Annotated in this window: 10 protein-coding genes and 1 pseudogene; 4 read left to right on the top strand and 7 right to left on the bottom strand. The window is 64.9% G+C overall.

Going from position 1 to position 13,835, the window contains the following annotated elements; translation table 11 throughout:
- The first annotated feature begins 60 nt into the window (after positions 1 to 60).
- From AC0L30_RS35060 to uraD, 3 genes are read left to right on the top strand one after another with little or no spacing between them, the layout of a single operon-like run.
- On the top strand, positions 61 to 474 hold the full coding sequence (locus AC0L30_RS35060) for a DUF3830 family protein (RefSeq protein ID WP_007601448.1): 414 nt from the start codon (positions 61 to 63) through the stop codon (positions 472 to 474).
- Complete coding sequence (gene puuE, locus AC0L30_RS35055; protein WP_354172144.1) at positions 475 to 1,410, top strand: allantoinase PuuE; 936 nt, start codon at positions 475 to 477, stop codon at positions 1,408 to 1,410.
- 5 nt (positions 1,411 to 1,415) lie between these two features.
- Positions 1,416 to 2,303, top strand: coding sequence for a 2-oxo-4-hydroxy-4-carboxy-5-ureidoimidazoline decarboxylase (uraD, locus tag AC0L30_RS35050; protein ID WP_219685274.1), 888 nt, complete (start codon positions 1,416 to 1,418; stop codon positions 2,301 to 2,303).
- Here the strand turns inward: uraD and AC0L30_RS35045 are convergent.
- The 3 genes and pseudogenes from AC0L30_RS35045 to AC0L30_RS35035 all read right to left on the bottom strand — a co-directional run bounded on the left by AC0L30_RS35045 (position 2,300) and on the right by AC0L30_RS35035 (position 7,266).
- Positions 2,300 to 3,696: pseudogene (locus AC0L30_RS35045) on the bottom strand (nucleobase:cation symporter-2 family protein). The gene uraD and the pseudogene AC0L30_RS35045 overlap by 4 nt on opposite strands.
- Before the next feature lie 22 nt (positions 3,697 to 3,718).
- Entirely contained in the window at positions 3,719 to 6,442 is a 2,724-nt protein-coding gene (locus tag AC0L30_RS35040; RefSeq protein ID WP_473406256.1) for a molybdopterin-dependent oxidoreductase, read from the bottom strand.
- Positions 6,439 to 7,266, bottom strand: coding sequence for an FAD binding domain-containing protein (locus AC0L30_RS35035; protein ID WP_473406255.1), 828 nt, complete (start codon positions 7,264 to 7,266; stop codon positions 6,439 to 6,441). Before AC0L30_RS35035 ends, AC0L30_RS35040 begins: the two co-directional genes overlap by 4 nt.
- Before the next feature lie 153 nt (positions 7,267 to 7,419).
- Between AC0L30_RS35035 and AC0L30_RS35030 the strand changes: the two genes are divergently transcribed.
- On the top strand, positions 7,420 to 8,769 hold the full coding sequence (locus AC0L30_RS35030) for an 8-oxoguanine deaminase (protein WP_354129188.1): 1,350 nt from the start codon (positions 7,420 to 7,422) through the stop codon (positions 8,767 to 8,769).
- A gap of 107 nt (positions 8,770 to 8,876) precedes the next feature.
- Here the strand turns inward: AC0L30_RS35030 and AC0L30_RS35025 are convergent, their stop codons facing one another.
- From AC0L30_RS35025 to AC0L30_RS35010, 4 genes are all read right to left on the bottom strand, one after another.
- Positions 8,877 to 9,953: a BMP family ABC transporter substrate-binding protein gene (locus AC0L30_RS35025; RefSeq protein WP_473406254.1), complete on the bottom strand. Its 1,077-nt coding sequence runs from the start codon at positions 9,951 to 9,953 to the stop codon at positions 8,877 to 8,879.
- Between the two features lie 78 nt (positions 9,954 to 10,031).
- Positions 10,032 to 10,949 carry an ABC transporter permease gene (locus AC0L30_RS35020; protein WP_007601460.1) on the bottom strand — a complete coding sequence of 306 codons (918 nt, stop codon included), beginning with the start codon at positions 10,947 to 10,949 and terminating at the stop codon, positions 10,032 to 10,034.
- Positions 10,936 to 12,027 carry an ABC transporter permease gene (locus tag AC0L30_RS35015; RefSeq protein ID WP_473406253.1) on the bottom strand — a complete coding sequence of 364 codons (1,092 nt, stop codon included), beginning with the start codon at positions 12,025 to 12,027 and terminating at the stop codon, positions 10,936 to 10,938. Before AC0L30_RS35015 ends, AC0L30_RS35020 begins: the two co-directional genes overlap by 14 nt.
- A complete protein-coding gene (locus tag AC0L30_RS35010) occupies positions 12,011 to 13,582 on the bottom strand; it encodes an ABC transporter ATP-binding protein (protein ID WP_473406252.1) in 1,572 nt (523 codons plus the stop codon). The genes AC0L30_RS35015 and AC0L30_RS35010 overlap by 17 nt, the downstream gene beginning before the upstream one ends.
- Between the last annotated feature and the right edge of the window lie 253 nt (positions 13,583 to 13,835).

Here is a 13,835-nt window from a genome sequence, read left to right as displayed (position 1 = left end):
GGAGTGCTCTTTGCCTGAAAATTCCCCGTGGGGCCACCGCCCCCGATCCAGAGAGATGAGATGACCAAACTCGTGATCCGCGCCGGCGACTTCACCTTCGATGCCCGTTTCGAGGAGCAAGCGGCGCCCAAGACTGTCGCCGCGTTCCGCAAGGCGCTGCCGTTCGAAAGCCACATCATCCACGTGCGCTGGAGCGGCGAGGGCGTGTGGATGCCGCTTGGCGACCTCGATTTCGGTGTCGGCTACGAGAACCACACCAGCTATCCTGCGCCCGGCCAGATCATCCTCTATCCCGGCGGCATCAGCGAGACGGAGATCCTGATGGCCTATGGCGGCGTGCACTTCGCGAGCAAGATGGGCCAGCTCGCCGGCAACCATTTCATCACCTTGACGTCCGGCCTGGAGAATCTGGCGACGCTCGGCAAGAGCGTGCTGTGGAAGGGCGCGCTGCCGATCCGCTTCGAGGAAGTCTGAGTGACTGGTACCCGCTACCCGCGCGATCTCCGCGGTTACGGCCGCAACCCGCCGCACCCGCAATGGCCCGGCAACGCGCGGGTCGCGGTGCAGTTCGTCGTTAATTTCGAGGAGGGCAGCGAAAACAACATCCTGCATGGCGACCCTGCCTCGGAAGCGTTCCTGTCCGACGTGCTCGGCGCACAGCCTTGGCCCGGCCAGCGCCACGCCAATATCGAATCGATGTTCGAATATGGCTCGCGCGCCGGCTTCTGGCGGCTGTGGCGGATATTCAGCCAGCGGAAGTGGCCGACCACCGTGTTCGGCGTCGCCACAGCGCTGAAGCGCAATCCGGAAATCGTTGCTGCCATGAAGGAGGCGGGCTGGGACATCGCCAGCCACAGCCTGAAGTGGATCGAGCACAAGGACATGACCGAGGCGCAGGAGCGCGCGGAGATCGCGGAAGCGATCCGCGTCCACACCGCGGCGACCGGCTCGCGGCCGCTCGGCTGGTACACCGGACGCTCCTCGATCAACACCAACCGTTTGGTGATGGAGGAGGGCGGCTTCCTCTATCTCAGCGATTCCTACGCAGATGATCTGCCCTATTGGGTCAAGGGCGCGAGCGGCAAGCAGCTCGTCATTCCCTACACGCTCGACGCCAACGACATGCGCTTCATCAATCCGCAAGGCTTTGCCGAAGGCGAGCAGTTCTTCACCTACCTGAAAGATGCCTTCGATGTGCTCTATGCCGAAGGCGAGAGCGCGCCGAAGATGATGTCGGTAGGCCTGCACTGCCGTCTCGCCGGTCGCCCCGGCCGCGCGGCGGGGCTGATCCGCTTCCTCGACTACATCGGCAAGCACGAGCGCGTCTGGGTGCCGACGCGTTTGCAGATCGCACAGCATTGGCACGACAAGCTCGCGCACCTTGCGGCCGACGCATTCGAGATCGGGTGAGGGCGATGTCGCAGATACCGCTGTCCGATCTCAATGTCGCGAGCTTCGACGATTTCGTCGCAGTACTTGAAAACGTGGTCGAGTACTCGCCTTGGATTGCCCAAGAAGCCGCGGCGCGCCGTCCGTTTGCCGGCATCAATCCACTGCTCGACGCGATCAAGGCGGCGATCGCGAGCGCTGAGCCCGAGGTGCAACTGGCGCTGATACGTGCGCACCCCGACCTTGCCAACAAGACTCAGCGCGCAGCGGGACTCACGCCTGACTCGAGTGCCGAGCAGAATAGCGCTGGCCTCGACCGTCTGTCGGACGCCGAATACGCGGCCTTCGAGCGGGCGAACAATGCATATCGCGAAAAATTTGGTATCCCCTATATCGTCTGCGCGCGCCGGCATACCAGGGATTCCATCCTGCGGGACTTCGAGGCGCGGCTGCAGAACATCGCCAAGACCGAGACACGCCGCGCGCTTGAGGAAATCTCTCGTATCGCTGCTCTGCGTCTCGATCAGCTCGTCATCGCCGATGACAAGCTCAAGGTGCACGGCCGGCTTTCGACCCATGTACTGGACAATCACGCCGGCAAGCCCGCGCCGGGTATTCCGGTCGAGCTGGTCGAGCTCGCCGCGCTCGGGGAAAGCCGCGTCATCGCGCGCACCGTCACCAACGCAGACGGCCGCACCGACCAGCCGCTGATCGGCGGCCGCCCGCTGCCGATCGGCCGCTACGAGCTCCGGTTTAGCGTGGCCAAATATTACGCGGAGCGCAACGTGCAGCTCTCCGACCCGCCGTTCCTCGACGAGATCCCGCTACGCTTTGCGATCAGCGAGCCGGAAAGCCACTACCACGTGCCGCTGCTGGTCACGCCATGGAGCTATTCGACCTATCGCGGCAGTTAAACATGTTGCGCGGATGAGGCGACCGCTGCTGCATCCGCTTCCGCCGCTGCGCCGCCGCTCAACCCGTTGAAGAAGGCGTTGAGCAGCACCGAGACGATTGCACACAGCAGGATGCCGGACTCCAGCAGCGGCTGCAGATCATGCGGCAAATTCCTGAAGAAGCCGGGTGCGGCGAGCGGGATCAGGCCGAAGCCGATCGAGATCGCGACGATGAAGAGATTGTAGCGATTGGTGCGGAAGTCGACCGAGGTGAGGATACGTGCGCCTGTCGCCGCGACCATGCCGAACATCACGAGGCCGGCGCCGCCGAGCACGACCAGCGGCACGGCCTCGACCAATGCGGCGAGCTTCGGCAACAGGCCGAGCACGAGCATGAGCAGCCGCCCGTGACCGTCACCCAGCGCGAACGCACGCCGGTGACCGAGACGAGACCGACATTCTGCGAGAACGACGTGTACGGGAAGGTGTTGAAGATGCCGCCGAGCAGCGTGCCGACGCCGTCGGCGCGCAGGCCTCGGCTCAGGGCTTCGCGGTCGACCGTCTTGCCGGTGATGTCGCCGAGCGCCAGGAACATGCCGAGTGATTCGATCATCACCACGATCATGACGACGCACATGGTGATAACTGGTACCAGATGGAATTGCGGCATGCCGAAGCGGAACGGGATCACGAGCGCGCCCCAGGAGGCCGCAGCGACCTTGTCGAAATGCATCACGCCCAGAATGGTCGCGAGCACGGCGCCGGCGATGATGCCAAGCAGCACGGCGACGTTGGCGAGGAAGCCGGTGCCCCATTTGATCAAGCCGAGAATGAACAGCAGCACGAACAGCGAGATGCCGAGCCCCTGCAACTGTCCGTAGGCCGGATTGGGAAAGCTGCCGGCGACGCCGTCGACCACCTTCGCCAGCGTCGGCAGGCCGCCGCCGGCCCAGTTGATGCCGACCCGCATCAGGGAGATGCCGATGACGAGAATGATGCTGCCGGTGACGACGGGCGGGAACAGCGGTAGCAGCCGGCTGACGAACGGCGCCGCGAGGATGCCGAACAGGCCGGCGGCGATCACTGAACCGTAGATGCCGAGCAGGCCGATCTCAGGTGAAGCCGCCATCGACAGCATCGGACCGACGGATGCGAACGTCACGCCCATCATCACAGGCAGGCGGATGCCGACACCGGGAAGACCGAGGCATTGCACCAGCGTCGCAAGTCCGCAGGCGAACAGGTCGGCGCTGATCAGGAAGGCGACATCCTCCGGCGGCAGCTTCAGCGCGCGCCCGATGATCAGGGGCACCGCGACCGCGCCGGCATACATCACCAGCACATGCTGAAGCCCGAGCGCCAGCAGGCGCGGGACCGGCAGGACCTCGTCGACGGGATGCACTTCGCTGCTCATGGATTAATCCCCCGAAATATGCCTATCCAAACTTATCGTGCAGCGCCGGAAACAGCCGGTCCGGCTTGAAGGGCGGCGCAGTGAAGCGGATGCCGGTGGCGTCCGCGATCGCGTTGCCGAGCGCGGCGGCGACCGGATTGTACGGACTCTCGCTCATCGACTTCGCCCCCAGCGGGCCGATCGTGTCGGAGGTCTCGGCGAAGAAGACCTCGGTGCGGGGCACATCGGCGAAGGAGGGCAGGTGGTAGTCTCGGAATTTGGGGTTGGCGACGCGGCCATCCGCATCGATCACCATCTCCTCGTAGAGCGCGGCACCGAGCGCCTGCGCGACACCGCCTTCGACCTGACCACGGCACTGCATGGGATTGGCGACGACGCCGGCGTCCGCTGCATGCACGCTCCTGAGAATCCGGAGCTCGCCAGTGGCCTTGTTCACGGCGACGCGAAAACCCTGCACGTTGAAGCCGACCGAACGCGGCGTGCCGCCGGAATTGCCGGCGCCTGCGAACGGCTGTCCGCGTTCGCGCGCGAGCCTCGCCAGCTCCACAAAGGACATGCGCCGCACGCCACTGACGACGGCTTCGCTATCGAGCGTGCAACTGCCGACGTCGCAGAGCCATGCGCCGGCGGCGGCCGCCTTCAGCTCGGTCGCAAGCTGCATGGCTGCGGCATGCGTCGCCTTGCCTGCCACGAACATGCCGGCGCTGCCATAGGCGCCGGTGTCGTGGCCGCCATGGGCGGTGTCGGATTGGCGCAGGCGAATGCGGTCGACGGTGGTCGCAAGCGTGGTTGCCGCGATCTGCCGGTGCACGGTGCTGGTGCCGTTGCCGAATTCGGCGGTGCCAACGGTGAGATCGAAGCTGGCGTCGTCGTTGAGCGTGACCATCGCATCCGCGAGATGGCCCGCCGGGGGCACCGTGTCGATCATGGTCAGCGCGACGCCGTCGCCGATCAGCCACTCCGGCGATAGGTCCGGCTGTGGACCATCAGCCTGCATCGCGCGCTCGACGAGGTCGAGGCACTGGTCGAGTCCGTAGGAGCCGTAGTGCACATCGTGAAATTCCGACGGCGGCGGCGACACCATGGGATCGCCGGGCTTGACGACGTTGCGCCGGCGCATCTCGTAAGGGTTGATGCCGAGCTGCTTGGCCAATTCGTCGATCGCGGCCTCGACCGCGATGAGTGTTTGCGGCAGACCATAACCGCGAAACGCGCCTGCCGGCACCGTATTGGTGTAGACCGCGTAGCCGTCGACCCGCTTGTTCGGGCAATTGTAGACGCTGATGGATTCGGCCAGCGAGTGGAACATCACTGGGCCGGCGTGATTGCCGTAGGCGCCGGTGTTGGAGAGCACGTCGAGCTGGAGCGCCGTGAGCTTGCCGTTCGCGTCGGCACCGGCCCTGACGTGGACCCGCATCGGATGCCGCGTCGAGGTTGCGATGAACTGCTCCTCGCGGGTGAGCTCCAGCTTCACCGGCCGTCCGGTCTTGAGCGCGGCGAGCGCCAGAATGTCTTCGACGAACATCTCCTGCTTGCCACCAAAGCCGCCGCCGACGCGCTCGCAGAAGACGCGGACCTTGTCCATGGGAAGTTCGAAGATATCAGACAGCGCGCGTCGGGTCAGGAACGGCACCTGCGTCGAGGTGCGGACATTGAGCACGCCGGAAGCATCGAGCCAGGCGAGACCGCCATGGGTTTCCAAAGCGGCATGCTGCACACGGTGACTATGGAAGGTGCCCTCGAAGGTGGCGGCGGATGTCGCGAGCGCAGCCGCCACGTCGCCGAATTCGCCATGCGTCTCCGCAGCGAGGTTGCGCTGGGCATAGGCGATGCGGTTCGCGGTGGTGCGATCGGGATGAATGACGGGCGCGCCGGGCGCCATCGCCTGCTCCGGATCGACCAGCGCGGGCAAAATCTCGTAACTGACCTTCAGCCGGCGGCATGCGTCCTCGGCCGCGGCTTCGCTGTCTGCGACCACGGCGGCGACCTTCTGGCCGATGAAGCGGACGATGTCGTCGAGAACACGGGTATCCTCGGGATCCATCCAGTCCTTCTCATGCCGCGCGGTCGACATCAGAGTGGTTGGCGCATCCTCATGCGTCAGTACCGCGTGCACGCCGGGAACGCTCAGCGCTTCCGACTTGTCGATCGCGACGATCCTCGCGTGGGCGTGCGGCGAACGGAGCAGCTTGATATGCAGCAGGCCGTCGATCTGCGTGTCGAACGTGTAGCGCGCCTTGCCGCGCACGACATCGGGGCCAGCTGGCGCCGGCAGGCTGCGGCCGAATGCGGCGCCGGCTTCGACGCCCGCCTCGACATTGGTCTTGCCGAGCAGCGCGTCCTCGATCGCGCGATAGCCGGTGCAGCGGCAGATATTGCCCTTCAGCGCGACGCCGAGATCGGTGCGCTGCGCCTGGTTCAGCGAGGCGCAGGTCAGGATCATGCCGGCGGTGCAAAAGCCGCATTGAAAGCCCTGCGCATCGAGGAAAGCCTGCTGCATCGGATGCGCGCCGCTGTCACCGCCGAGGCCTTCGATCGTCGTGACCGCGCGCCCGTCGGCGCGGAACGCCGGGATCAGACAGCTATGCACCGGCTCGCCGTCCAGCAGCACGGTGCAGGCGCCGCAATCGCCGGCGTCGCAGCCCTTCTTCACGCCGAAATGGCCGAGCTCGCGCAGAAACGTGCGCAGGCACTGGCCGGCGCGCGGCTCCTGTGGAAACGTCGTGCCATTAACCTCGAAGCTCATGCCGGCGGTGCTCCGAGGAGTTCGTCGCGGATCTCTTCGGCGAGCCGCAGTGTCATGTGCTTGCGCCAGAGCGGCTTACCGTGGATGTCGGTATGGTAGAGATCGTCCGTGATCTGCTGCGCGATGGAATCGCGAAGCGCTTTCGTGTCGGGGACCTCGCGAAAGGACAACCGGATCGGCCGCACCGTCGAGGCGGTGACCGTGAGCGTCAGCGTGCCATCGGCATCCAGACTGCCGATCAGGAGCGCCGCCGAGCGGCCGACCGGCGCCAGCGAGATCTGGCGGAAGGCCGTACGACGTTTCAACGCGGCGATCGGAATATCGATCTGCCGGAGCAGGTCCCCCGGCGCCAGACGGTTGAGCTGGTTGCCGGTGACGAAGTCGAAGACGGGCATCACCTGTTCGCCGCCGTCGGCCTTCCAGATGGTGCAGACGCCGTCCAGCGCAGCGGTGAGCGAGATCATCGGTCCCGCCGGAAGCGACATGCAGAGATTGCCGCCGACTGTCGCCGTCTTCCAGATCTTGAACGAAGCCAGGAAGGCGCGGCAGCACTGGTTGATCAGCGGCGCCGCGAACCAGTCGGGTGGGCAGGCGAATCCATCGAGCTGCGCAACTGTGCAGGTGGCCGCGATGCTGAAATGGCTCTCGGTGACCGTCAGCGCCGGCCACTTGAGGTCGGTGAGATCGATGAGCCGAGTCAGGTGAACTTGCGGCTCCGAGAACAGCCAGGTGCCGCCCGCGAGCCAAGCATCACCTGGCGTCCAAACGGGCAGCTGCGTGCGCGTTTGCGGATGGGCGACCGCTGTGATGGTATTCAAGTCCATGGCGACGCCAACGCTTCCAACGAGTGAATCGAACCAGGAGAAAGTCTTGCAAGACGAGCGCCAAGTCGCAACAACAAGTCGCAGCAAAAGTGCAATCAGGCCGGCCCCTGCCTTGCAGGTCTGTCGTCGGCGGATGTGAGGAGGAGCAGGTTGATGAGCGACGCAAAGCCGATCTGGATCAGGGATCCCCTGGCTATCCTCGCCGATGGCGCCGAGCGCGGGATCGTGGTGAGAGGCGGCCGGATCGTCGAGCTGGTGCCGGCCGGCGCTGCGCCTGCAACCGCTGACGTCGCGGTGTTCGATGCTGGCGACCACGTCGTGCTGCCGGGCCTCATCAACACCCATCACCATTTCTACCAGACGCTGACGCGGGCGCTGCCGGCGGCGATGGACCGCGAGCTGTTTCCCTGGCTCCAGGCGCTCTATCCGGTGTGGGCGAAGCTGACGGCTGAAGCTCTCGAGCTCGGCGTCACCGTGGCGATGTCCGAACTGTTGCTGTCGGGCTGCACCACCACGACGGATCATCACTATGTTTTTCCGGCGGGGCTCGAAGACGCCGTCGATATCGAGGTGGCGGTGGCCAGGCGGCTCGGCGTGCGCGTGCTGCTCACGCGCGGCTCGATGAACCTGTCGCAGCGCGACGGCGGTCTGCCGCCCGATAGCGTCGTGCAGGATGAGGACACCATCCTCGCCGACAGCGCGCGTGTGGTCGCCAGGCACCACCAGCGCGGCGCGGATGCGATGGTGCAGATCGCGCTCGCACCTTGCTCGCCGTTCTCGGTGACGACGTCCCTGATGCGCGCCACCGCCGATCTCGCAGACAAGCTCGATGTGCGCCTGCATACCCATCTGGCCGAGACCGAGGACGAGAACAAATTCTGCCAGGAGATGTATGGCTGCCGTCCGCTCGACTATCTCGAACAATGCGGCTGGCTCAATGCGCGGACGTGGCTCGCCCATGGCATCTTCTTCAATGCAGACGAGATGAAGCGGCTCGGCAAGGCGAAGACGACGATCAGTCATTGCGCCTGCAGCAACCAGCTTCTGGCCTCCGGCTGCTGCCCCGTCTGCGAAATGGAGGAGGCCGGTGTGGGCATCGGCATCGGCGTCGATGGCTCGGCCTCGAACGATGGATCGAACCTGATGCAGGAGGTCCGGGCTGCGTTCCTGCTACAGCGGGCGCGCTACGGGGTGACGAAGGTCAGTCATAAGGATGCGCTGCGCTGGGCCACCAAGGGCTCGGCGGCCTGCGTCGGTCGACCGGAACTCGGTGAGATCGCCGTCGGCAAGGCGGCCGATCTCGCGCTGTTCCGGCTCGACGAGCTACGCTTCTCCGGCCATGGCGATCCCCTGGCCGCGGTCGTCCTGTGCGGGGCCCACCGGGCCGATCGGGTCATGGTGGCGGGGAAATGGGCCGTGATCGACGGAGCGATCCCGGGCCTGGATGTCGCCGATCTGATCAGCCGCCACAGTTCCGCGGCGCGGGCGATGCAGGCGGGATAATCAGCAAAATAGAAAGAGGGGGCGACCACAAGTGCCGGGTGCTTCTGGCCACCCCCTCCAAACCTCCTCCGGGAGGAGCAGGTGATTTAGGCAAAGCAAGAAGCGTGCTACTTGCCCGGCAGCTTGTCGTCGATGCCTTTGACATAGAAATTCATGCCGAGGATCTGGCCGTCGTCGAGATTGGCGCCGCCCTTGCACTCGACAGGCTTGCCGTCCTGCCCAAGGACCGGGCACTTGAACGGATGCAGCTTGCCCGCGGTGATCGCGGCCTGGGCATCCTCGGCGATCTTCTTCACGTCGTCAGGCATGTTGGTGTAAGGTGCCATCGCGAACATGTGGCTGTCGAGGCCGCCCCAGCTGTCCTCGGATTTCCAGGTTCCGTCGAGCTCGGCCTTGACCCGGGCGATGTAGTAGGGACCCCAGGTATCGAGGATCGAGGTCAGCTGGGTCTTCGGCCCGAACTTGATCATCTCGGAATCCTGGCCGAAGGCGAGCTTGCCGCGTTCGCTGGCGATCTGCATTGCCGCGGGCGAATCCGTGTGCTGCATGATCACATCCGCGCCCTGGTCGATCAGCGCCTTGGCGGCGTCGGCCTCCTTGCCCGGGTCGAACCAGGTGTTGGCCCAGATGATCTTGACCTTGATGTTCGGGTTGATGGTCTGCGCGGCGAGGATCGTCGCGTTGATGCCGGAGACGACCTCGGGAATCGGGAACGAGCCGATATAGCCGAGCACGCCGGACTTCGACATCTTGGCCGCGATCAGGCCCTGGATGTAGCGGCCCTGGAACCATTTGGCCGAATAGGTCGACATGTTCGGGTTGCGCTTGTATCCGGTCGCGTGCTCGAAATGTACGCTCGGATATTTCTTCGCGACCTTCAGCGTCGGATCCATGTAGCCGAACGAGGTGGTGAAGATCAGCTTGTTGCCGGCGCGGACGAGCTGCTCGATGGAGCGCTCGGCGTCGGGGCCCTCAGGCACGTTTTCGAGAAAGGTGGTCTCGATCTTGTCGCCGAGCTCCTTCACCAGTGCCTGGCGTGCCAACTCATGCTGATAGGTCCAGCCGAGGTCACCGACCGGGCCGAGGTAGATAAATCCGACTTTCAGCTTGTCGGCGGCGGAGGCTGCACTGACGCTCCCGGCAAGCAAGAGCCCGGCAGTCAGCGCAAGAAGTGATTTCCTCATCATCAATCTCCAAACATCAGGGGAAAGCCACGATCCGCAACGTGCGCGCCCCATCGCGCCCGCCCCGGAAATGAAACGCTAGCGGTCAGGCACGAACACGGTGCCAAGCGCAGCCGGTGCGGTGGATCCGCCCGTGCGCGCGCGGGAGAGCAGGACCAGGACGATGACAGTCGCAAGGTAAGGCAGCGCCGACATCAACTGCGAGGGAATGCCGACGCCCCAGCCCTGCGCGTGCAGCTGCAGGATCGTCACCGCGCCGAATAGATACGCGCCGACCACGAGGCGGCCCGGACGCCAGGACGAGAACACCACCAGCGCCAGCGCGATCCAGCCGCGGCCTGCGGTCATGCCCGGAATGAAGAACGGCGTATAGGCGAGCGGCAGATAAGCGCCGGCAAGTCCGGCGCAGGCGCCGCCGAACATCACGGCGAAGGTGCGGATGCGCAGCACGGGGTAGCCGAGTGCATGCGCAGACACGTGGTTGTCGCCGCAGGAGCGCAGGATCAATCCTGGCCGCGTGCGGTACAGGAACCACCAGACGCCGGCGACCAGCGCCAGCGAGAAATAGACGAAGGCGTCCTCGCCGAACAACACGCGGCCGACCAGCGGAATATCCGTGAGGCCGGGAATGTTGAGATGCAGCGCCGGCGTGATGCGCTCGCCGACGAAACCGGCGCCGATCAGGCCGGAGAGTCCGACGCCCAGGATGGTCAGCGCCAGCCCTGTCGCAACCTGGTTGACCGCAAGCCCGAGCGCCATCAGCGCGAAGACCAGTGACATCAAGGTGCCAGCGACGATCCCGAACAGTGCGCCAATAAAGATCGAGCCGGTCAGCCAAGCACCTGCAAAGCCACACGCGGCGCCGACGATCATCATGCCCTCGACGCCGAGATTGAGCACGCCGGATCGTTCGGTCACGAGCTCGCCGGTCGCCGCGATCAGGAGCGGCGTCGAGGCGGCGAGCACCGCGAGGACGATGGCTTCAATGAGTTCCACGAGCCACCTGTCGGTTCGGGAAAACCAGCTTGAAGCGGTAGAGAATGAGGGAATCGCAGGCGAGCACGTAGAACAGCAGGATGCCTTGAAAAACTTTGGTGACGTCCAACGGGACCTTCATCGCGATCTGCGCCTGCTCGCCGCCGATAAAGGTCAACGCGAGAAAAAGGCCTGCAATTAATATTCCAAGCGGGTTCAGCCGGCCGAGAAAGGCGACGATGATCGCGGTAAAACCGTAACCCGGCGAGATGCCGGGCTGGAGATGCCCGACCGGACCCGCGACCTCGATGATGCCGGCGAGACCCGCCAGCGCGCCCGAGACGGCGAAGGTCAGGATGACCAACTGGTTGGAATTGAAGCCGCCGAACCGCGCGGCGCGGGGCGCCGCACCGACCACGCGAATCTCGAATCCCTTGATCGTTCGCCCGAGCAGGATCGCCACCGCCGCGACGACAAGAAGGGCGATGATGGAGCCAAGATGCAGCCGGCCGCCTTCGATCAGCAGCGGCACCGTTGCGACCGGATCGAACTCGGCGGTGGTCGGGAAGTTGAAACCGTGCGGATCGCGCCAGGGGCCGCGCACGAGATAGTCGAGGAAGAGATCGGCGACATAGACCAGCATCAGGCTGGTCAGGATCTCGCTGGCGCCGAACTTCACCTTGCAGATTGCCGGGATCAGCGCGTAGAGCGCGCCTGCGGCAGCGGCGAGCACCAGCATGACCGGCAGCACCCAGATGCCAGCGTCGGTGCCCTGCGTCTTCACCGCAATCCAGCTTCCGGCGACCGCGCCGATCAGGAACTGCCCTTCGGCGCCGATGTTCCAGGCATTGGCGAGATAGCAGAGCGACAGCCCGATCGCGATCATCACCAGCGGTGTCGCCTTCACCGCGATTTCCTGGAGCGAATAGCTGTCGGTCAAAGGCGCGATGAAATACGCGTGCAGCGCGAGCAGCGGATTCTTGCCAAGGATAGCGAACAGGATGACCATGGTCACGATCGTGAGGCCGATCGCGATCAGCGGAGAGATCAGCGCGATCGTGTTGGAGCGCTCGGCGCGCTTGTCAAGCACCAACTGCATGCGCGGCCTCCTTCGGCTCCAGCGTGCTGCCGCCCATCAACAGGCCGAGTTTTTCGCGCGTCGCCTCGCTGGTGGCGAGCGGTGCGGACAGATGGCCATGGAACATCACCGCGATGCGGTCGGCGATTTCCGCGAGTTCGTCGAGGTCCTGGCTGGTCACGAGCACGGCAGCGCCTGCGGTTGCGAGATCAAGCAGCGCCTGGCGGATGACGGCGGCCGCGCCGGCATCGACGCCCCAGGTCGGCTGGCTCACCACCAGCACCGCGGGATTGCGCAGGATCTCGCGTCCCACGATGAATTTTTGCAAATTGCCGCCGGAGAGGGATGCTGCTTCCGGATCGCGCTTGGCCTTGCGGACGTCGAAGGTCTCGGTTGCGCGGTCGACCGTCTTCAGGGTGGCCGCAGTATCGATGAAGCCGTGATGGACCATGCCGCTGGCGGCGTGCCCGGTGAGCAGCGCATTCTCCGAAAGTTTCATGCGCGGCGCGGTGCCGTGGCCGAGCCGCTCCTCGGGAACGAAAGCCGCGCCGAGCTTGCGGCGCTGCGTGATCGAGAGATGGCCGGCAGCAAGGCCTTCGATCACGATCGTGCCGGGATCCTTCGACAGGCGTTCGCCGGACAGCGCGGCGAACAGTTCGTCTTGGCCGTTGCCGGCGACCCCGGCGATGCCGAGGATCTCGCCGCCTTTCAACTCGAACGAGATGTGCGCGAGCCGCACGCCATGCGCCTCGCCGGGGGCGAGCGAGAGATCGTTGACGACGAGGCGCGGCACCGTGGTCTGCCGGCCGGCGGCCGCCTTCACCTCCTTGATCTCGCTGCCGACCATCATGCGCGCGAGCGAAGCGGCGGTCTCAAGCCTGGGATTGCAGGTCTCCACCTTCTTGCCGCCGCGCAGGATCGTTGCCGTGTCGCACAGGCGCTTCACCTCTTCGAGCTTGTGGCTGATATAGAGGATGGCGCGACCTTCGGCCTTGAGCCGCTCCAGCACGACGAAGAGCTGGTCGGCTTCCTGTGGCGTCAGCACCGCGGTGGGCTCGTCAAGGATCAGGAATTGCGGATCCTGCATCAGCGCGCGGACGATCTCGATGCGCTGGCGCTCGCCGACCGACAATTGCCAGACCTCGCGTTTAGGATCGAGCGGCAGACCATAAGTCTTCGACACCTGCTCAAGCCGCGCCGACATGTCCTTGAAAGATTCTTTCCCGTCGAGGCCGAGCGCAACGTTCTCGGCGACGGTGAGATTGTCGAACAACGAGAAATGCTGGAACACCATGCCGATGCCGCGGCTGCGCGCCTCCGAGGGACCGGACAGCACGATCGGCTGGCCCTGCCAACAAATCTGGCCGGCGCTGGGCTGGATCAGCCCGTAAATCGCCTTGACCAGCGTCGACTTGCCGGCACCGTTCTCGCCCAGCAGCGCGTGGATTTCCGTTGGCCAGATATCGATGTCGATGGCGTCGTTGGCGAGGAAATCCCCATAGCGCTTGGTAAGCCCGATCGTCCTGAGGAGCGGGGACTCGCCGGAATGCAGGCCGTTAGTCGTTGAGTCCAACATTCGCTGATGCGCTTGCATGGGGAGAAGTGCCTCAATACTGAGCTAGTTTGAACCGCCGCGTAAGGTGTGAAAAAGCGTCATCCCTTGCTCAACGCTTCGGCAGCACGAGGTGTCGGCGAGTCGCGGCTCTCGCCAGTGGCGATCGTCCTCAGATTCCTTCCGAGCAGCCTTGGCAGTCACGGCTTGCGTGTAACGCCTGTTGCAAATTTGTGACGGCTCAAGCCAAATCGGAACCCGCTATGCAGGCTTGGCG

Source organism: Bradyrhizobium sp. MI1.11, assembly GCF_055811255.1.
Note: the sequence above shows the minus strand (reverse complement) of the source record. Positions and strands in the feature narration are given on the sequence as shown.